The 20,937-nt window shown below is 44.0% G+C and carries 20 protein-coding genes; 11 read left to right on the top strand and 9 right to left on the bottom strand.

Features of this window, described 5'->3' with window-relative positions; translation table 11 throughout:
• Nucleotides 1-32: 32 nt before the first annotated feature.
• The 9 genes from fis to AB6N04_RS12835 form a co-directional block, all read right to left on the bottom strand.
• The gene (fis, locus tag AB6N04_RS12875) at nt 33-329 is read right to left on the bottom strand and encodes a DNA-binding transcriptional regulator Fis (RefSeq protein ID WP_004258438.1); all 297 of its coding nucleotides are present in this window, start codon (nt 327-329) and stop codon (nt 33-35) included.
• A 7-nt stretch (nt 330-336) separates the two neighbouring features.
• The gene (dusB, locus tag AB6N04_RS12870; RefSeq protein WP_369308702.1) at nt 337-1,320 is read right to left on the bottom strand and encodes a tRNA dihydrouridine synthase DusB; all 984 of its coding nucleotides are present in this window, start codon (nt 1,318-1,320) and stop codon (nt 337-339) included.
• Nucleotides 1,321-1,636: 316 nt separating this feature from the next.
• A complete protein-coding gene (gene prmA, locus AB6N04_RS12865; RefSeq protein ID WP_369308701.1) occupies nt 1,637-2,521 on the bottom strand; it encodes a 50S ribosomal protein L11 methyltransferase in 885 nt (294 codons plus the stop codon).
• Between the two features lie 38 nt (nt 2,522-2,559).
• Complete coding sequence (gene panF / locus AB6N04_RS12860) at nt 2,560-3,999, bottom strand: sodium/pantothenate symporter (RefSeq protein WP_369308700.1); 1,440 nt, start codon at nt 3,997-3,999, stop codon at nt 2,560-2,562.
• Complete coding sequence (locus tag AB6N04_RS12855; RefSeq protein WP_369308699.1) at nt 3,989-4,231, bottom strand: YhdT family protein; 243 nt, start codon at nt 4,229-4,231, stop codon at nt 3,989-3,991. The genes panF and AB6N04_RS12855 overlap by 11 nt, the downstream gene beginning before the upstream one ends.
• A gap of 174 nt (nt 4,232-4,405) precedes the next feature.
• Nucleotides 4,406-5,752, bottom strand: coding sequence for an acetyl-CoA carboxylase biotin carboxylase subunit (gene accC / locus AB6N04_RS12850; RefSeq protein WP_369308698.1), 1,347 nt, complete (start codon nt 5,750-5,752; stop codon nt 4,406-4,408).
• A gap of 12 nt (nt 5,753-5,764) precedes the next feature.
• The gene (gene accB, locus AB6N04_RS12845; protein WP_369308697.1) at nt 5,765-6,235 is read right to left on the bottom strand and encodes an acetyl-CoA carboxylase biotin carboxyl carrier protein; all 471 of its coding nucleotides are present in this window, start codon (nt 6,233-6,235) and stop codon (nt 5,765-5,767) included.
• A gap of 18 nt (nt 6,236-6,253) precedes the next feature.
• Entirely contained in the window at nt 6,254-6,718 is a 465-nt protein-coding gene (gene aroQ, locus AB6N04_RS12840; protein ID WP_369308696.1) for a type II 3-dehydroquinate dehydratase, read from the bottom strand.
• Between the two features lie 231 nt (nt 6,719-6,949).
• Entirely contained in the window at nt 6,950-7,933 is a 984-nt protein-coding gene (locus tag AB6N04_RS12835; RefSeq protein WP_369308695.1) for an oxidoreductase, read from the bottom strand.
• 607 nt (nt 7,934-8,540) lie between these two features.
• Here AB6N04_RS12835 and AB6N04_RS12830 point away from each other — a divergent pair.
• From AB6N04_RS12830 to AB6N04_RS12780, 11 genes are all read left to right on the top strand, one after another.
• The gene (locus AB6N04_RS12830; RefSeq protein ID WP_047756254.1) at nt 8,541-9,584 is read left to right on the top strand and encodes a rod shape-determining protein; all 1,044 of its coding nucleotides are present in this window, start codon (nt 8,541-8,543) and stop codon (nt 9,582-9,584) included.
• 83 nt (nt 9,585-9,667) lie between these two features.
• Nucleotides 9,668-10,630 carry a rod shape-determining protein MreC gene (mreC, locus tag AB6N04_RS12825; protein ID WP_369308694.1) on the top strand — a complete coding sequence of 321 codons (963 nt, stop codon included), beginning with the start codon at nt 9,668-9,670 and terminating at the stop codon, nt 10,628-10,630.
• Between the two features lie 45 nt (nt 10,631-10,675).
• Nucleotides 10,676-11,164 (top strand): rod shape-determining protein MreD, encoded by a 489-nt coding sequence (gene mreD / locus AB6N04_RS12820; protein WP_369308693.1) that lies wholly within the window; start codon nt 10,676-10,678, stop codon nt 11,162-11,164.
• A 36-nt stretch (nt 11,165-11,200) separates the two neighbouring features.
• Nucleotides 11,201-11,788, top strand: a complete 588-nt coding sequence (locus AB6N04_RS12815) for a nucleoside triphosphate pyrophosphatase (protein ID WP_369308692.1) — start codon at nt 11,201-11,203, stop codon at nt 11,786-11,788.
• A complete protein-coding gene (rng, locus tag AB6N04_RS12810) occupies nt 11,785-13,254 on the top strand; it encodes a ribonuclease G (protein ID WP_369308691.1) in 1,470 nt (489 codons plus the stop codon). The genes AB6N04_RS12815 and rng overlap by 4 nt, the downstream gene beginning before the upstream one ends.
• A 24-nt stretch (nt 13,255-13,278) precedes the next feature.
• The gene (gene yhdP, locus AB6N04_RS12805) at nt 13,279-17,061 is read left to right on the top strand and encodes an AsmA2 domain-containing protein YhdP (RefSeq protein WP_369308690.1); all 3,783 of its coding nucleotides are present in this window, start codon (nt 13,279-13,281) and stop codon (nt 17,059-17,061) included.
• Complete coding sequence (nit1, locus tag AB6N04_RS12800) at nt 17,061-17,915, top strand: deaminated glutathione amidase (protein WP_369308689.1); 855 nt, start codon at nt 17,061-17,063, stop codon at nt 17,913-17,915. Before yhdP ends, nit1 begins: the two co-directional genes overlap by 1 nt.
• Before the next feature lie 5 nt (nt 17,916-17,920).
• Nucleotides 17,921-19,366: a metalloprotease TldD gene (gene tldD / locus AB6N04_RS12795; protein WP_369308688.1), complete on the top strand. Its 1,446-nt coding sequence runs from the start codon at nt 17,921-17,923 to the stop codon at nt 19,364-19,366.
• A gap of 86 nt (nt 19,367-19,452) precedes the next feature.
• Complete coding sequence (locus AB6N04_RS12790) at nt 19,453-19,941, top strand: ribonuclease domain-containing protein (RefSeq protein WP_369308687.1); 489 nt, start codon at nt 19,453-19,455, stop codon at nt 19,939-19,941.
• Nucleotides 19,942-19,954: 13 nt separating this feature from the next.
• The gene (locus AB6N04_RS12785) at nt 19,955-20,242 is read left to right on the top strand and encodes a barstar family protein (protein ID WP_369312106.1); all 288 of its coding nucleotides are present in this window, start codon (nt 19,955-19,957) and stop codon (nt 20,240-20,242) included.
• 78 nt (nt 20,243-20,320) lie between these two features.
• Nucleotides 20,321-20,911 carry an RBBP9/YdeN family alpha/beta hydrolase gene (locus tag AB6N04_RS12780; RefSeq protein ID WP_369308686.1) on the top strand — a complete coding sequence of 197 codons (591 nt, stop codon included), beginning with the start codon at nt 20,321-20,323 and terminating at the stop codon, nt 20,909-20,911.
• Nucleotides 20,912-20,937: the final 26 nt, after the last annotated feature.

The raw sequence follows: 20,937 nt of genomic DNA, 5'->3' as shown, positions 1-20,937 counted from the left end.
GCTCACAAAAACACTGCATTAACCGACTAGGATTAGTTCATGCCGTATTTTTTCAGTTTCTTACGCAGAGTGCCACGGTTGATACCCATCATCAGGGCTGCACGGGTCTGGTTTCCACGGGTATATTGCATAACCATGTCCAACAAAGGCTGTTCTACTTCAGCCAATACCAGCTCATATAAATCATTAACATCTTGATTGTTTAATTGAGCAAAATAGTTCTTCAGTGCTTGCTTAACTGAATCACGTAACGGTTTTTGAGTTACTTGATCTTGTGAATTTACAGTAGCAACGGTTAGTACGTCAGAATTTACGCGTTGTTCGAACATAGTTCTGTCAGCTCTTATCTTTATTTACGCAAAAATTTTCAAAAAATGCTTCCAACACCTCCAGCTGTTCGCTGGCATCCTCAATGGCGTTGAATGAGCGCCGAAACTGGTCATCAGGTGCATGTTCTTTTAAGTACCAAGAAACATGTTTGCGCGCGATACGGGCTCCTTTGCCTTGACCATAAAAGTCGTGCAATTCCTGTACGTGCGCGAGCATAATGCGTTGTACCTCTGCCATAGGCATTGGTGGCAATAGCTCACCTGTGTCCAGATAATGCTGGATTTCCCGAAAGATCCAGGGTCTTCCCTGAGCGGCTCTTCCTACCATCAAGGCATCTGCCCCTGTGTAGTCTAGAACTGCTCTGGCTTTAAGCGGGTCAGTAATGTCGCCATTGGCAATAACCGGAATGGTAACAGTCTGCTTAACTGCCCGAATGTTGTCATATTCAGCTTCTCCATTAAACAGACAGGCTCTAGTTCTGCCGTGAATAGTGAGAGCTTGAATGCCACAATCTTCGGCCAATTTGGCAATCTCTATGCAGTTTCGTTCTTCAGGTGACCAGCCTGTGCGGATCTTAAGGGTGACAGGCACATCCACTGCCTTAACAACGCCTTCTAGAATCGATTTAACGATATCTGGATAACGTAACAGTGCTGAGCCCGCAAGCTTACGATTCACTTTCTTAGCCGGACAGCCCATATTGATATCGATGATCTGAGCGCCACTCTCAACGTTGATTTGAGCCGCAGCAGCCATTTCATCGGGATCATTGCCAGCTATTTGTACAGAACGAACCCCAAGTTCATCACGATGAACCATTCTGAGCCTAGATTTGTCAGTCTTCCAAACTTGTGGATTAGAAGAAAGCATCTCCGATACCGTCATCCCTGCGCCCATGTCATAACAGAGTGACCTAAACGGTTTATCTGTAATGCCTGCCATGGGGGCAGCAATAAGACAGTTTCTCAACTGATATTGTCCGATTCGCATATCTAAATGGGGGCCATACTGTGACTGCAAGGGCGCGTATATTACGCATTTTTTACGAGATATGAAAGGACAAACTTTGAGCAAACGGTTATTTATCACTAATTTTTTTATCTTGCATTTTTGCAATTTTAAAATTAGTTATATTTAACAGTTAGTTAAGATATTTCTATAACCATTTATTAAAATAACTGTTGTACTGTTCAAATCTCGTGCAGAACAGATTATCGCCAGCAACTGAGCAATATTTGAGCTATAAGATAATCTATTCTGCCGTTATTTTCAAAGAAATTATTCTCTGATTTTTAGAATATTTCTGCTAAAAATGCTTGACACCGGTGATTCGGCACCATTCTTCTTTCTCTGCAACAGGGTCGATTTCAAAGGATGGGCGATAAGCATCAGCGACCCCTTCCGCTTGTGTTGCGAGAACGCCAGAAAGACCAAGTAACCCACCTGCACGTGGTAACACGCTAATCATTGGTGCTAATTCACGTAATGGGCCTGCAAGGATGTTAGCCACGACGACATCGGCTTGTAGGTCTTGGGGTTGGTCTTTGGGTAAGTAGAGAGATAAACGTTCTGAAACGCCGTTACGCTGCGCATTATCACGGCTTGCGGTAATAGCCTGAGGATCAATATCGATCCCTATCGCATGAGCAGCGCCGAGTTTGAGAGCGGCAATCGCTAAAATACCCGAACCACAACCAAAGTCGATTACAGTTTTACCTTTTAAATCAAGGCTATCAAGCCATTGTAAGCACAACGAAGTTGTTGGATGTGTCCCTGTACCGAATGCTAAGCCGGGATCAAGCATCACGTTAACAGCGGTTGGATCGGGAACCTCTCGCCAGCTAGGGCAGATCCACAAACGTTCACCAAAGCGCATTGGGTGGAAGTTATCCATCCACTCTCTTTCCCAATCTTTATCTTCTAACTGTTCGATTTTATGGGTAAAGCCTGCACCAAGCAGAGGGCTATTTTCTAATTGAGCAACAACGAATTTCATCTCCGTCTCTGCGTCAAATAGACCTATAACATCAGTGTCACCCCACAGACGAGTTTCCCCCGGTAGAGGTTCAAAAACAGGCGTGTCGTGGCTGTCTTGAAACGTGACGGATACCGCCCCTGCTTCTATCAGCTCATCACCGAGCGCTTCCGCTTGCTGACCTGTTGAGTTAATTCTAATTTGTATCCAAGGCATATTCGTCTCTTATTTCAAAATAGGTATTCGTTAAACAGTTAATGTGTTGCTAATTGTACGTTTTTTTTGCCAAAAAGGTTACCGACTAAAAAAGCAACAAGGCTGAAAATCAATGATGGAACGATGGCATGGAAATCCATAATCTCAATTTTAAAGCTTGCTAGTACGGCGTAACTCACGCCACCCACCACCATGCCACTAATTGCCCCTGTCCCATTGGCTTTTTCCCAATACAGGCCGAGTATTAATGGCCATAAGAAAACAGCTTCTAGACCACCAAAGGCCAATAAATTTAGCCAGATAATCATTTGCGGTGGGTTCCAAGCCGCAATTAAAAGTAATGCACCTAAGACTAGGGTTGAAAGACTGGAAATCCGAGCGAGTCGTTTCTCATTTGTCATTTGTGTAGGCACGCTATTTAAATAGATGTCTTTCACAATGGTTGCTGAAGATTGTAATAATTGTGCGTTGATGGTCGACATAATTGCTGCCATCGGCGCTGCCAAGAAAATTCCCGCAGCGAAAGGCGGCAGCACTTGTACCATCAAGGTCGGGATCACTTGGTCAGGGATGGTTAGATCAGGGAGTATTGCTCTGCCTAATGCGCCCGCAAAATGCATACCAAACATTAATACCGCCATCACGATGGTGCCTAGAATAATACCACGATGAACAGCCTTACTGTCTTTGTAGGAAATACAACGCACCGCTGTATGCGGTAAACCGATAACACCAAAGCAAACGAGGATCCAAAATGAGGCTAAGAATGGCGTACTTAGTATGTTATCAGCACCTTCTGGAGAGACCAGCTTCGGGTCAATGGATTGCATTTTTTCAATGGCAGCAGGGAGACCACCTGCATGATAAATAATGGCAACAAGTAAAATCACTGTACCGAGCAGCATGACAAGCCCTTGTAAGGCGTCATTTAGCACACTTGCCCTAAACCCACCAATCGCAGTGTACAGCGCGATAGAGACGCCAAAGATGATTAGCCCATAAGTGTAGGGGATACCTGCTGCGGTTTCGAGTAGCCTTGCCCCACCAATAAATTGTACCGTCATCGCGCCAAAGAAAGCGATTAATAGGCTAATACTGGCGAACCAGACTAAAAAGCGGCTTTGGTAACGAGCATATAACATATCGTTAAGGGTCACCGCATTATAGCGACGAGCTAAGATCGCGAACTTTTTCCCTAATACTCCGAGAGACAACCAAATAGCCGGCAGTTGGATCATCGCAAGCAGCACCCAACCTAGACCGTATTTATAAGCGGCCCCCGGGCCACCGATAAATGAGCTGGCGCTAATATAGGTTGCTGTAATGGTCATGGCAAGGACAAATCCCCCCATGGAACGGTTACCTAAAAAATACTCATTAAGGAATTCCCCTTTCGTCCGTTTTTTATAGGCATAGACAGATAACAGGAAAACCAGTGTTAGGTAACCAATAAGAGGGAGAAGCACTTCAATCTGCATCCTTCTCCTCCAGAGAGATATCTTTAAAAATGATTTTGACCATCATGATACAGAGCAAAATAAAGATGACGGGTACAATAAGGCATGACCATTCAAACCATAACGGTAGACCAGTGACACCACGCGTATTATCAGGTAGGTAGGCGCTAATTATCCAACCTATCATGTATGCGATGGTCAAATAAAGAGACCAACGCGCTTCCTTATTGGATTGAAGAAAACGTTTGTCCATCCGTTATTCCTCCTTACTCACATAAAAAATAATCAGGGATTGTACGATAATCCGCAGGTAGAGTGTAAAAAAAGCAGAAGAAAAGTATGAGAAAAGGGGTTTAACGTAAAAAAATGCCGCAGAGCAGAGCTTCGCGGCATTTATTAACGATGAGTCAAACAGACAATTTCAAGATCACTCAGAAATGCCCAGTTTTTTCTCTAAGTAGTGGATGTTAGTTCCACCTTTTTGGAAGTTTTCATCGTTCATGATCATTTGGTGCAGTTCGATGTTGGTTTTAATACCATCAACGATCAGCTCGTTTAATGCATTTTTCATGCGAGAAATTGCGATTTCACGAGTTTCACCGTAGGTGATCAGTTTACCGATCATTGAGTCATAGTACGGCGGCACGGTATAGCCAGCGTAAATATGAGATTCCCAACGTACACCAAAACCACCTGGAGAGTGGAAACGTGTAATTTTACCGGGGCTAGGAATAAAGGTTTTCGGGTCTTCAGCGTTGATACGGCACTCAACAGCATGGCCGTGAACTACGATATCTTCCTGTTTCACCGATAACGGTAAACCTGAGGCAATACGTAATTGCTCTTTGATTAAGTCAACACCGGTGATCATCTCAGTTACTGGGTGCTCAACCTGAATACGAGTATTCATTTCGATAAAGTAGAATTCACCGTTTTCAAACAGGAATTCAAAGGTACCCGCACCACGATAACCGATTTCAATACACGCGTTTGCACAACGTTCACCGATATTACGGCGAATTTCAGGCGTGATACCCGGTGCTGGCGCTTCTTCAACCACTTTTTGGTGGCGACGTTGCATTGAACAGTCACGTTCAGCTAAATAAACCGCATTGCCTTGACCATCGGCCATGACTTGGATTTCAATATGACGTGGGTTTTCAAGGTATTTTTCCATGTAAACCATGTCGTTATTAAAAGCCGCTTTTGCCTCTGCACGTGTCAGATTGATGGAAGATTCCAAATCTTTTTCGTTACGAACTACACGCATACCACGACCACCACCGCCACCAGAAGCTTTAATGATCACAGGGTAACCGATGCGTTTTGCAATGGTTTTATTTTTTTCTGTGTCGTTACCTAATGGACCATCAGATCCTGGAACGCACGGAACTCCGGCTTTTTTCATTGCGTTAATCGCAGAAACTTTGTCACCCATTAGGCGGATGGTTTCAGCTTTAGGGCCAATAAAAGTAAAGCCTGAGTTTTCAACTTGTTCTGCAAAATCTGCGTTTTCAGCCAAGAAACCGTATCCGGGATGGATCGCTTGTGCGCCTGAAATTTCTGCTGCGGAGATAATCGCAGGGATATTCAAGTAACTTTTTGCAGAGGCTGCTGGGCCGATACAAATTGTTTCATCAGCCAGCAACACATGTTTTAGATCGCTATCAGCCGTGGAGTGAACCGCGACCGCTTTGATGCCTAACTCTTTACAGGCACGCAAAATACGTAGTGCGATTTCACCGCGGTTTGCGATGACAATTTTTTCCAGCATGGAGACGCCTCGTTATTCGATGACAACTAATGGCTCGTCAAATTCTACTGCATCACCGTTTTGCAACAGAATGGCTTTAACAACGCCAGCTTTGTCTGCTTCAATTTGGTTCATCATTTTCATCGCTTCAACGATGCAAAGTGGGTCACCAACGCTAACAGTTTGACCAATTTCAACGAATGGTTTCGCTTCTGGGCTTGGCGCACGGTAGAACGTTCCTACCATAGGTGAACGAACTTGGTGCCCTGCAACCGCTGCCGGCGCTGCAGGTGTTGCCATTGCTTCTGATGGCGCTACTGCACTTGCTAGTGCCGGTTGTTGTGCAACTGGCGCTGAGTAAAATTGTTGAGGTGCAGCCATAACCTGAGAAGCTGGGGAAACTCGGCTAATGCGTACTGACTCTTCACCTTCAGAAATTTCCAGTTCAGAAATGCCAGACTCTTCGACCAGCTCGATCAGCTTTTTAATTTTACGAATATCCATGGATATGATTCCGTACTCTTATATTTGGATTGAATTAATTAGGCGCACGCGGTTAACCGCTGCTTGTAAAGCAAAACGATAACCGTCTGCACCTAGACCACAAATTACACCGACTGCCATATCGGAGAAATAAGAATGTTGGCGAAATGGTTCTCTCGCGTGAACATTAGACAGGTGGATCTCGATAAACGGGAGGCACACCGCCAGTAATGCATCACGTAGCGCTACACTGGTATGTGTGAATGCTGCCGGGTTAATAAGAATAAAATCAACATCATGGCGCGCAGCATGAATCCTATCAATGAGTTCATGTTCTGCATTTGATTGAAAATGACTCAATTTTACACCTAACTGGCCCGCTTCGACGTCTAATTTGGCGACGATATCTGCAAGTGTTTGGTTACCGTACTTGTCTGGCTCCCGTGTACCTAGCAGGTTCAGGTTTGGCCCGTTCAAGAGTAAAATGTGAATATCTTCTGCCATTATGCTGCTAACTCCGACGATAAATCAATAGTCCGACAACATAACGCGATGTTGAGCGTTTGTCATCTTTTATCATAAAAATAAATGGAATTTCTACTGACAAAGGACGCTATTATAATTATTTCGTGGCATATAGCAGCAAAATACTGGTCTTATCAGAGAAATTACCCGAATTTATTTTGTGAAATGTGCGGTAATCCCTATTTTTGCCAGAGAGCCGCACGTATTCCGTTATTTTTCGCAAAGATTGACGAGGGTGCGTCCAGTGATTTCATTTTTTAACAGTTTTTTGGCATATTCTGCGGCATCTTCTAATTTGATTTCAGAGCAAACTTGCTCATAAAAAGAGGCGGGCAGCAATTGAGCAAGACGCTCCCAGACTTTCGCACGCTTAGCCGCAGGGAAATAAACAGAATCGACACCTTGCAAGCGGACATTACGTAAAATAAATGGCATCACACTGGTTGGTAAGTTAAATCCACCGGCTAAGCCACAGGCGGCAACGGCTCCATTGTAATGGGTTTGTGCTAGCAGGTTCGCTAATATCTCTCCACCAACGGTATCAATAGCGCCCGCCCAAAGCTGTTTATCAAGCGGTTTGGCAGGATGAGTGAAATCACTGCGTGGTAGCACACGCTTAGCGCCTAACTTTTGCAAATATGCGTTATTTTCTTCACGCCCTGAAATCGCGACTACGTCATAACCTAATAAAGAGAGTAGTTGAACCGCAGTGCTACCGACACCGCCACTTGCGCCACTGACGACAACTTCGCCTTTATCTGGCGTAATCCCTGCCTCTTCCAGTGCATTCACACACAGCATGGCGGTGAAACCGGCTGTACCAATAATCATGGCTTGTTTTAAAGAGAGTTGCTCTGGCAGGGGCGTTAAGTAATTCGCAGGAACACGAGCTTGGGATGCTAAACCACCCCAATGGGTTTCACCCACTCCCCAGCCTGTCAATAAAACATGTTGTCCAACTTGAAATCGTGGGTCTTCACTGTGGTGGATCACTCCGGAAAAATCGATTCCCGGCACCATCGGATATTGCCTGACAACGCCGGCTTTACCATTAATGGCTAGTGCATCTTTATAATTGAGTGTAGACCAGTGAATATCGACTATAATATCCCCGGCAGGTAGCATTTCGGTTGTCAGATGTTGGATATTTGCAACGATTTTTTCATCTGATTGATTTAGGACGAGAGCTTTCATCGTTCACTCCTAGTGAAATGAGTAATTATGTCATTTAAAAATGCCGAAAATTTAACGGTATTTCATTGACGTAGTGACGGTTCTTAAGCTATTAATAATGTAATTATTTTGTAAAAATTTATTTTTTTCTGGCATAAATAGGCTTTTATCATGCAAAATAACGCATCGCGACGAATTCATTTTGCGTACTGATACAAACTTGCTTTATTTTTGGTAGATAATAGAGCTAACACTCGTGAAGTTCATCTAATTTGTGGTGAAAATAACTAGCGGGTAGCAATAATAAAAAGATATAAATATTATTTGAACTTGTAGTCATCATTACTTGTCACACTGGGAAGACAAACAATGGAGTATATAACAGCCAAAGAATAGAGGTTGTTTTTACGTAATTCCATCTAGTGATGGAAAAAGTAAAATTAATATTTATTTTTGAGGTTTTTATCTGCTTCGTTTCGATAAGAAGCATGTACAGTACAGTACGTGAAAAATAGATGAATTGACCATATTTTAGAAGCAGCTCATTAACGCCTTGAGACCGCTTCAAGTGGTTGGTAGAGTAGACGGGTTTATATTCGTCCCCAGCTTGCAGGATAACTCTTTCGTTATGTTTAAAAAATTTCGTGGCATGTTTTCTAATGACCTGTCGATTGACTTGGGTACGGCCAATACCCTCATTTATGTCAAAGGACAAGGCGTAAAATTAAATGAACCCTCTGTAGTTGCTATTCGTCAAGACCGTGCGGGCTCGCCAAAAAGCGTAGCAGCAGTGGGTGGTGAAGCTAAACAGATGCTGGGGCGTACACCAGGTAATATTTCTGCAATCAGACCAATGAAAGACGGTGTTATCGCTGACTTTTTCTTGACTGAAAAAATGTTACAACACTTCATTAAACAAGTTCATAGCAACAGTTTCTTACGTCCAAGCCCTCGTGTGCTGGTCTGTGTGCCTGTCGGTGCGACTCAAGTTGAACGCAAAGCGATTCGTGAGTCCGCTTTAAGTGCAGGTGCGCGTGAAGTATTCTTAATTGAAGAACCTATGGCTGCCGCTATCGGTGCGGGTCTCCCTGTTTCTGAAGCAACAGGTTCGATGGTGGTTGATATCGGTGGTGGTACCACAGAAGTGGCAGTTATTTCGCTAAACGGTGTGGTGTATTCATCTTCAGTTCGTATCGGGGGTGACCGTTTTGATGAATCCATCATTAACTATGTTCGCCGTAACTATGGCTCACTGATTGGTGAAGCGACGGCTGAGCGTATTAAACACGGCATTGGTTCCGCATTCCCAACAGATGAAGTGTTTGAAATTGAAGTTCGCGGCCGTAACCTTGCTGAAGGGGTTCCACGTGGATTCAAAATGAACTCTAATGAAATCTTGGAAGCATTACAGGAACCGCTAACAGGCATTGTCAGTGCGGTCATGCTGGCTCTGGAACAATGTCCACCTGAATTAGCGTCTGATATCTCAGAACGCGGAATGGTGTTAACAGGTGGTGGCGCACTGCTTCGTAATTTAGATCGCTTATTAATGGAAGAGACGGGGATCCCAGTCATCGTTGCGGAAGATCCGTTGACCTGCGTCGCTCGTGGTGGTGGTAAAGCGCTAGAAATGATCGATATGCATGGTGGTGACCTGTTTAGCGAAGACTAAATGGCCAACTAAAAGCAGTTAGGTCGATGCCTAGCTGCTTTGACTATTTTTGATCCTCTGACATTAGCGAAACATAGCCACACATGAAGCCCATTTTTAGGCGAGGTCCATCCCTACAGTTACGCATTTTTTTTGCGGTAATCATTGCACTTGTGCTGGTGGTGATTGACCATCGATTCGAGCCTTTCAATAAAATCCGTAACTACCTAGACACGGCGGTCAGCCCATTCTATTTTTTAGCCAATGGTCCACGTCAATTTCTGGACAATATCTCTGAAAGTTTCTCTTCTCGGGAACAGCTGCAATTTGAAAACAAAGCGTTGCGCCAAGAGCTGTTACTGAAAAAAGCGGATAACTTGTTGCTGGAACAACTTAAGCAAGAAAATGCGCGTTTAAGGGAGCTTCTTGGCTCTCCGTTACGCCAAGATGAACACATGATGGTGACGCAAGTCATTTCAGGTGCCAATACGCCTTACCGTGACCAAGTGGTGATCGATAAAGGCAGTAATGAAGGCGTTTATGAAGGGCAGCCAGTTATTAGTGACAAAGGTGTTGTTGGTCAAGTTGTGGGGGTAAGCAACTTCAATAGCCGTGTGTTATTAATCTGCGACACCACTCATGCTTTACCTGTGCAAGTTCTGCGTAATGATGTCCGCGTTATTGCGGCGGGTTCTGGGTGTGCTGATGATATACAGCTTGAACCATTACCAGAAAATACCGATATTCGGGTTGGTGATGTGTTAGTCACCTCTGGTTTAGGGGGGCGTTTCCCAGAAGGTTACCCCGTTGCGGTCGTCTCATCGGTTAAACATGATACTCAGCGCGCATATACCATTATTAATGCGAGACCAAGCGCAGAATTACAGCGTTTACGCTATCTTCTGCTTTTATGGGGTAATGACAGCGATCCGAAAACACCGTTACAGCCTTCAGAAGTCTACCGTGCAGCCAATGAACGCTTAATGAAAGTGCTTCCGCAAGTTTTGCCGAATCCAAGTGAAATTCAAGGGCCACCACTGCCACCCTCAATGGCACCGCAACCATAGGTAAAGGAAACGTTATTATGGTTATGGGTAGGAGGAATGAATTAAATGGATGAATACCGTGGTAATGGTCGTGCCATTATCTGGCTCTCTTTTATTATTGCACTGATTTTGCAAGTCATGCCGTGGCCGGAACAGCTTAATTTTTACCGGCCATCATGGTTGCTATTGATTTTAACTTACTGGGTGATGGCACTGCCCCACCGCGTTAGTGTCGGCACAAGTTTTATTTTAGGCATTATTGTTGACTCCATTCAAGGCTCAGCACTGGGCGTTCACGCACTCTCTTTCAGTATTATTTGTTATCTTGTTGCTTATAAACATCAATTATTACGCAATATGGCGTTATGGCAGCAAGCGCTTGTGATTGTGCTACTCACAGTTATCCAAGATCTGACCGTATTCTGGGCAGAATTTTTATCTTCTCAGGTATTATTCCACCCTCAAGTATTCTGGAATAGTCTCGTCAATGGTATCCTGTGGCCATGGTTATTTTTGCTTTTACGAAAAATTCGTCGACAGTTTTCAGTGTGTTAGGATTTTAGCTGTCGCTTCTGGCGGGAAATACGTTTTATGAATTTAATTTATCTGGCATCGGGTTCACCTCGTCGGCGCGAATTGGTGCAATATCTTGACTATCATTTTGAAATTTTACGGCCAGAGGTAGAAGAAAAATGGCAACAGGGGGAGACGCCAGAAGATTATGTGCAGCGTCTCGCTCGTGATAAATCCTTAGCAGGTGTTGCCATTGCGCCAGAAGATAAACCCGTTTTAGGTGCGGATACCATCGTGGTTCTCGAAGGAAAAATCCTTGAAAAACCAAGAGATAGCCAGCATGCACAAGAGATGCTCTGCGCGCTAGCGGGTAAAACTCACCAAGTGATGACCGCTATTGCACTTTCCAATCGCCAGCAGACATTACACGCATTAATTGTGACAGATGTGACATTTAGCGGGTTATCTTTACTAGAAATACAGGATTATATACAGTCAGGTGAACCAATGGATAAAGCGGGGGCCTATGCAATTCAAGGTCTTGGTGGTCGTTTTATTCGTAAAATTAATGGCAGTTACCACGGTGTGGTCGGTTTACCTTTGGTCGAAACAAATGAATTAATTCAACGATTTTTAGCGTTAGGTGATGGTAAGGGGAAGTCATGACAGCGGAACTATTAGTGAATATTACACCATCTGAAACGCGCGTAGCTTATATAGATGGTGGGATCTTACAAGAAATACATGTTGAGCGAGAAGCAAAAAGAGGACTTGTAGGGAATATTTACAAAGGCCGCGTGAGCCGTGTTCTACCCGGAATGCAGGCGGCCTTTGTTGATATTGGTCTGGATAAAGCGGCCTTTTTGCATGCATCAGATATCATGCCACACACCGAATGCATTGCGGGTGACGAGCAAAAAAACTTTCACGTTAGGGATATTGCCGAGTTAGTTAAACAGGGGCAAGATCTGATTGTGCAAGTCGTGAAAGATCCGCTAGGCACTAAAGGCGCAAGGCTGACGACAGATATTACTTTGCCTTCGCGCTATTTAGTTTTCATGCCGGGTGCTTCTCATGTTGGGGTCTCTCAACGTATTGAAAGTGAAGAAGAAAGAGAGCGCTTAAAACAGTGTGTAGCCCAATATTGTGACGAAAATGGCGGTTTTATTATTCGTACCGCAGCGGAAGGCGTGGGTGAAGATGAAGTCAAACAAGATGCGGCTTTCTTAAAACGTCTTTGGGCGAAAGTGATTGAACGCAAAAAACGTAATGTCACCCGCACTAAGATTTATGGTGAATTAGCGCTCGCTTTTCGCATTATCCGTGATTTTGCAGGCGCTCATCTTGATAGAATTCGCGTTGACTCCCGTTTGACCTATACTCAATTACAAGAATTTATTGAAGAGTATGTGCCGGAAATGACGGCAAAACTGGAGTTATACCAAGGCAACCAGCCAATTTTCGATTTATATGATGTTGAAAATGAAATTCAACGGGCGATGGATAGAAAAGTTGATTTAAAATCAGGTGGTTACTTGATTATCGATCAAACCGAAGCGATGACGACTATTGACATCAATACGGGGGCGTTTGTTGGTCATCGTAATCTCGAAGAAACTATTTTCAACACTAATATTGAAGCGACTCAAGCCATAGCACGGCAGTTACGGTTACGCAATTTAGGTGGGATCATTATCATTGATTTTATTGATATGACAGATACAGAGCATCGCCGCCGCGTACTCGCATCACTGGAACAAGCGCTAAGTAAAGATAAAGTGAAAACCACCATTAACGGTTTTTCACAACTTGGCTTAGTGGAAATGACCCGTAAACGAACAAGGGAAAGCCTTGAACACGTATTATGTGATGACTGCCCAACTTGCCAAGGGCGTGGGACGGTAAAATCAGTAGAGACCGTTTGCTATGAGATTTTACGGGAAATTGTGAGAGTTCACCGCACAATCGACGCCGATCGGTTCTTAGTCTATGCATCACAAGCGGTAGTCGATGTGCTTAAAGGGGATGAGTCACACGCACTGGCTGAAGTGGAAATCTTTGTTGGGAAGCAAGTGAAAGTTCAGACTGAGCCATTATACAGTCAAGAACGTTTTGACGTCGTCATGATGTAGCCTATTTGCTTGAAGGAGAAGTGAGTGAAACGACTGCCACGTGTAGTACTGGTGACCACTGCGGTTATTTTATTGCTGTGCGCGCTGGTGCTGACAGGGCTGCGTTTCCTTTTACCAAATATTGATAGCTATCGTCCTGATCTTATAGCTTATATTGAAAAAAAGGCCGATGTTTCGCTTCAGTTCAGCGAAATGGAAGGGGCATGGCGCTATTTTGGCCCAGTTCTGACATTATCCGATGTCACTTTGCAAAGTGAAACAACGGACGTAACTGCCAAGCAAATTCACCTTGAACTGGATATCTGGAACTCACTTCTTTCCCTGCGCTGGCGCTTTCGCGACCTGACTTTCTACCAGCTCAATGTCGATTACAAAATCCCATTTTCATTTGAAGGCTCCGGTGAAGGTGAGTCATTAGATGGTATTGAAGATTTGTTTTTGCGCCAGTTTGACCACTTTACCTTAAAAGATAGTCAACTGACTTTCTTAACGCCCTCAGAGCAAAAAACCACACTGATCCTGCCTGAGCTTTCTTGGCTCAATGAAAACGATCGTCATCGTGCACAAGGCTTTGTTAGTCTTGAAACCATCAATAAACAACATGGTTATTTGCAAGTTAAGCTAGATGTGTCAGATAAAAAAGGCGTACTGAGTGACGGTATTTTCTACCTTCAAGCTGACAATATCGATATGCAACCATGGTTAAGCCGTTGGTTGCGAGATAACACATCATTGCGAGATGCGAATTTTAGCCTGTCCTCATGGATCAGTCTAAAAGACAAGCGTATTGATAGTGGGTTGATTCAGCTACGTCAGGGGGAGGCGAACTGGGGTTCGGGGGAGTTAGCCCAGAACTTGCAAGTGAATGATTTATTGCTACGAATGAAAAGGCAGGGAAATGGTTGGCTATTTAATATCCCTGAGCTTGATACATTAAAAACCAATGAATTTATTTGGCCGCAAGGTAGCGTGTCGGTGCTCTATTTACCCGCTTCAAAAAAATATCAAGATAATGACCATTGGCGGGTGCGAGCAAAAAATATCGAACTTGAGCGCTTAAGTGAGGTTCTACCGACGTTTTCATTTTTAACGCCGGACATGGTGCAAGATTGGCAGCATCGCCAACCGACAGGAGTGGTAAGTGAGTTTGCACTGGATGTCACACAAAATAGACCGGAATCTCTGCAAATTAGCCTAGATTGGCAAGATGTTAGTTGGAAAAAATGGAAGGAGCTTCCTTCGGTAGATCATTTTTCTGGTGTTTTGGCAGGGGGAATGCAAAGTGGTGGAATATCGTTTAACCTGCAAGACAGTGAAGTCGATTATCGTGATGAATTTAAAGCGCCTTTTAATATCTCCAGTGCAAAAGGGCAACTGTATTGGGTGGATAATGACAGTGAATTTAAGCTTTGGAGCCCATCCCTAGATGTGCAGGCCACATCACTATGGGCGAACGGTGAATTTCGTTATGCCAAAGCTAAAAAAGGCGGCTATGCGGATCTGGCTATTTTATCTGGGATCCGGCTGGATAATGCGGGGGATGCATGGCGCTATTTCCCACAAAAGTTAATGGGGCAAGATGTTGCTGATTACCTAACAAAAGCGATTATTGCTGGGAAAGTGGACAATGCTACGTTGGTATACAAAGGTGATCCAGCCAATTTCCCATATGACCATAATGATGGCCAATTCCAAGTGTATGTGCCGCTGCGAGAGGCAACTTTCGAATATGACAGCGAATGGCCCGCTTTGCTCAATTTAGATATGGATTTAGATTTTAGGCGAGCAGGTCTGTACATGCATGCGCCAACAGTCAAATTAGCAGATGCAACGGCAACCAACCTTGATGCGATTATCCGTGATTACAATGATGAAATGCTGTATATCGATGCGGATATTCATGGTACAGGAAAGCAAATTCAGCAATATTTTGTACACACACCGATGAAACACTCTATTGGTGATACGTTGGAAGAGTTACAAATTGGCGGCACAGTAAATGGCCAGCTCAGTTTGTCTATCCCACTGAGTGAAGTGAAAGATGTTGTTGCAAAAGGCAAGGTTAACCTGAATAAAAATGATTTATTTATTCGACCAATTGATAGCACAATTTCGTCATTAACGGGCAGTTTTAACTTTAATAATGGCGATTTAACAGGTGATAAGCTACAAGGACAGTGGTTTGGTCAGCCAATTTCGGTGGATTTCACAACATTAACTCGCCCTAAAGATTATCAGGTTGATGTGAATATTGCTGGAAATTGGGCGCTGAATAAATTGGCAATGCTCCCTGAAAGCATTAAACAGAAAATTTCGGGTACCAGTGATTGGCAAAGTCATATCACGATTAATTTACCGGAGCTAGCAAAAGACAAAGTTGGTTTGCAAATTGATGTTACCGCAGGTCTTAAACAGCTAAAAAGCCAGCTACCAGCGCTAAATAGCCAATTGTTGACGGAATTAGGGCAAATTAACGTTCAAGCGAAAGGTGATACTGAGCAACTGATTATTGCTGGTGATATCGGTAAACAGTTTGGCTTTAATACGCAGTGGAACTTAAGCAATAAACCGTTAAGGTTAATCAAAGCGCATGTTGCACCATGGAAAAATAAAGCTCCTGAATTACCGAAAAATGCAGCGATCGTCGTCGATCTCCCTGCAATTAAAACAACTGGTTGGGATAAATTAGCTGGGTTACTGGTTTCATCAAATAGTCGCCAAGGGGGCGTCAACATTCGCCTTCCTGACACACTTGAAGTCAAACTGGCCTCCATTTACCTCGCTGGGCAGTATTGGAAGAATTTAAACTTTTCGTATGATTTACAACATGATGACCAAGTAGTGAGTGTTGATAGTGAAAACTTAACCGGATCACTGCAAATTTTGGCTAAGCAGCCTTGGAAAGTCGTGATTGATTACCTGTATTACAACCCAAGCTCAATAGAAGAAAGCGCAACAAGTTCTGAGAATGTCGACTTTAGCCAATGGCCACAATTGAATGTCACCTGCAAAGAGTGTTGGGTCGCAGGGCAAAAGTTAGGTGAAATTACCGCTAATATCATTCCACAGGGGAATGCGTTGCAACTGACAAATGGCACATTAAATAATAGCGCTATGCAGTTAAAATTGGATGCTATTTGGCACAGTGGTAATAGCAATAAAACTGAAATCGCAGGTTCCTTAACAGGTGAAGCTTTCGATGAAAGCGCGGCGTATTTCGGCATGTTAGTGCCAATTATTGAGTCACCCTATACGATTGAGTTTAATTTAGACTGGGCCAATCTCCCATGGTCACCAGACATTGCCACATTAAACGGTAAACTTTCGGCGAAACTCGGCAAAGGGGCGATTGCAAAAATGGGCGGTGGACGTGCGGGGCAGATCCTGCGATTAGTTAGTTTCGATGCTTTATTGCGTAAGTTACAGTTTGATTTTCGCGATACATTTAACAACGATTTCGACTTTGATTCTATTAAAGGAGACGCAACCATTCACCATGGTGTGATGACATCAAAAAACACGGTTGTAGACGGTTTGGTTGCGGATATAGCTTTAAATGGTGACGTTGACCTTGTTAAGCGTCAAATTAATTTAGAAGCGGTCATCACCCCTGAAATTTCTGCTACAGTAGGGGTAGCAACCGCGTTTGTGGTTAACCCATTTGCTGGCGCTGCGGTATTCGCAGCGACCAAAGTGCTTGGTCCATTATGGAGTAAAGTTTCTGTTATTCGTTATCGTGTAACAGGTAGCTTGGACGAGCCAAAAATTGATGAAGTATTACGCCAACTAAAGGAGACTCAAGAGTAATGAAAAATGGTAACGTTGCACTTTTGCAGTTATGTAGCGGAAATAATACTAAGCACAATTTGGCGCAAATCGAGCAACAAATCAAACAGTTGCCAGAGACTGTTCAGTTAGTTTTGACACCTGAAAATGCATTGCTCTTTGCAGACGCGGCGACTTACCGTAAACAAGCGGAAGTCCAAGGGAAAGGCCCATTACAGGACGCTATTCGCGCCATGGCAAAACGTTATAATGTGTGGATCCTAGTAGGGTCGATGCCGATGATCAGCCGTGAAGATCCTGAACGTATCACAAGCAGTAGCTTATTATTTGATTCCGAAGGAAATATCAAAGCTCGTTACGATAAAATTCATATGTTTGATGTGAATATCGAAGACGAACAAGGGAATTATAACGAATCGGTGATTTATCAACGTGGTGAGCATATCACCGTGGTGGATACGCCTGTGGGTCGCTTAGGTATGACGATTTGTTATGATTTACGTTTCCCGGGCTTATTCCAAGCGCTACGGGAACAAGGCGCAGAAATTATCTCTGTACCTGCTGCATTTACCCGATATACCGGTCAGGCGCATTGGGAACCTTTATTGCGTGCCCGTGCCATTGAAAACCAATGCTATATTTTGGCACCTGCTCAGGTTGGTGTACACGGAACCCGCCGCACATGGGGTCATAGCCTTGCCGTTGATGGTTGGGGTAAAGTGATGAAAAAGAACGTAGATGCTGTGGCATCAACCGTATTGAATATCAAAACAGACAGCTTGAGTGTCATGCGTGAGCAAATCCGGGTGGTAAAACACAACCGCTTCAGGCCGCAATTGACCTCTCTGATCAAAAAAGACACAACCAAAGAGTAACGAATATGAGTTTAGCTTCTGTCAGCGAACATTTGCTGGCCGCCAATCGCCTTGAGCAAGAAAATCTGTATGACATTCTGGGGTTATTATCTGAGCGTCGTCTGGATTATGCGGATCTATTTTTTCAATCAAGTTTCCATGAATCTTGGGTGCTTGAAGATAGGATCATTAAAGATGGTTCTTACAATATTGACCAAGGTGTTGGTGTAAGAGCGGTAAGTGGTGAAAAAACCGGTTTCGCCTATGCGGATCAAATTTCACTGCAAGCGCTGATACAAAGCGCAACCGCAGCGCGAAGCATTGTGAATGAGCAAGGTTCTGGTCAATCACAAGTTTTAAGTAATGTTGAATACAAAAAATTGTATTCCGTGGTAGATCCATTACAGAGTCTGTCTCGCGAACAGAAAATTGACTTATTGCATCGTGTCGACCAAGTAGCGCGCGCCGAAGATCCGCGAGTCATTGAGGTCAATGCCAGTTTAACGGGCGTCTATGAGCAGGTGCTGGTTGCTGCTACAGATGGCACATTGGCGGCAGATATTCGCCCATTAGTACGGCTTTCGGTTAGCGTATTAGTGGAACATGATGGCAAACGCGAACGCGGTGCTAGTGGGGGTGGGGGGCGTTATGGCTATGAATATTTCTTAGAAATTCATCAAGGCCAAATCGTCGCTGAGCAATATGCCCGCGAAGCTGTGCGTATGGCATTAGTCAATTTATCTGCCATTGCCGCACCCGCAGGAATGATGCCTGTTGTATTAGGTGCCGGCTGGCCGGGAGTGTTGTTACACGAAGCAGTGGGGCATGGCCTTGAAGGTGACTTTAACCGCCGTGGCACATCCGTATTCTCAGGGCAAGTGGGGGAGCAGGTGGCTTCTCCATTGTGTACTGTCGTGGATGATGGCACGATTGTGGGGCGTCGAGGCTCCCTGGCGATTGATGATGAAGGTGTACCGGGGCAATATAACGTCCTAATAGAAAATGGTATTTTGCGCAATTATATTCAAGATAAACTGAATGCACGCCTGATGGGGGTTTCGCCTACAGGTAATGCACGTCGTGAGTCCTATGCGCATTTGCCAATGCCGCGCATGACCAACACTTATATGCTGGCGGGCTCTTCAACACCAGAAGAAATCATTGCGAGTGTCGACAAAGGGATTTATGCACCGAACTTTGGTGGTGGCCAGGTTGATATCACCTCAGGTAAATTTGTATTTTCAACCTCTGAAGCCTATTTAATTGAAAATGGAAAAATTACATCACCAGTGAAAGGAGCTACACTGATTGGTTCTGGTGTTGAGGCGATGCAGCAAATTTCCATGGTGGGTAATGACCTTGCGTTAGACAAAGGTGTCGGAGTATGCGGCAAAGAAGGCCAAAGCGTGCCTGTGGGTGTCGGTCAGCCAACGTTGAAATTGGACAAAATGACGGTGGGCGGTACGGCATAACTTCGTAATATGCCACACTCTAGCAAGTCAAACGGCAACGTTTATGTAAGTAAAGGTTGCCGTTATTGTCATGATGAAGGTACTAAATGAATAAAAGAGTCATATCACTGGTGTTGATGGCTATTTTGATCGTGTTGAGCCTGTATTTTCGTGGTGGTGATGTTCAAAACACATCACAGACAGATAAATCAGTGACAACATCTGAGCAAGTCACTTCCCGAGAAAATAATCAGCCAAAACCCATTGATCAACTAACTGAACAGCAAAATGTTGTCAGCTATATACAAAAATATCAAAAGCTTCCCGCGTTTTATCTGACCAAAAAAGAGGCGAGACAAGCTGGTTGGGATGCTAAAAAAGGCAATCTTTGTGATGTCTTACCGGGGCGTGCAATTGGTGGCGATCGTTTTTCTAATCGTGAAAAATCACTGCCTATCGCTGAAAATCGCCAATGGTTTGAAGCGGATATCAACTATCGTTGTGGGCACCGTGGGGCCGATCGTTTGCTATACTCATCGGATGGGATGATATTTGTCACCCACGACCATTATAAGAGCTTTAAACAAGTTAATTAAAGGACCTATAGTGATGAGCCAACGAGTGATCTTTGATTTTCGGCAAATACATACATTGGATGATTTTTATCATCAGTTTGCGGCGCAATTTTCGCTTCCAGATTGGTTCGGTCATAACCTTGATGCCTTGTGGGATATGGTTTCCGCAGGCATTGAACTTCCTGTCACGATTATTTTTGCTCATATGAATGCAGAACAACGCATCGAATTTGCCGATGTCATTGATGTGATGAACGATGCTCAAGACATGTGGGAAGAAGAGTTTATTTTTGCGTTAGATATAACAAAAAGCTCTAACTAATTTACCATCAAAGATAAACAGCCCCTAGCACTCATGGTAAAGTCTAAGCATAACAACTGAGTTGATAGGAATTCTAAAATGAGCAACTCCATTTCGGCGTCACTGCCACTGCAAAATAAAAAATTTGTTATTATTCATGGCTATACAGCATCTCCTGCAAAAAATTGGTTCCCTTGGTTACAAAGTCAACTTGAAGCCCTCGGCGCACAAGTGAATGTGCCAGAAATGCCAGACGCTTTATCCCCGGATCCAGAAAAATGGCAGCAGCGCTTGCAAAACCTTCCGTTTGACATTGATGAAGCGACCATTCTGATTGGTCATAGCCTTGGTTGTGTCACTGCACTGCGCTTTTTGCAAAATAAAGCGCAAGTCGTTAACGGGTATATTTTAGTTTCTGGCTTTGATGAAGAACAACAGACATTGCCTGAACTGCGTAGTCATACCCTGACCCCGATCAACTATACCTCATTGATTAAGATTGCTGACAAGCGTATTTCAATCATATCGAGTAATGATGAGATTGTCTCACCACAATCATCAAAAGCGTTGGCGGAAGCACTAAAAACTCAGGTTATGGTTGAGGAAAATGCAGGCCATTTTCTTGACAGAGAAGGCTATACCACATTTCCCACGTTATTGGATGTTATTAAACACCAATTTAGCGAATAAAAAGCAGGGCGGAGCGGTCAGTGTCT

Source organism: Providencia rettgeri (assembly GCF_041075285.1).
Taxonomy (GTDB): domain Bacteria; phylum Pseudomonadota; class Gammaproteobacteria; order Enterobacterales; family Enterobacteriaceae; genus Providencia; species Providencia rettgeri_G.
This window is presented reverse-complemented; position numbering and strand designations above follow the sequence as displayed.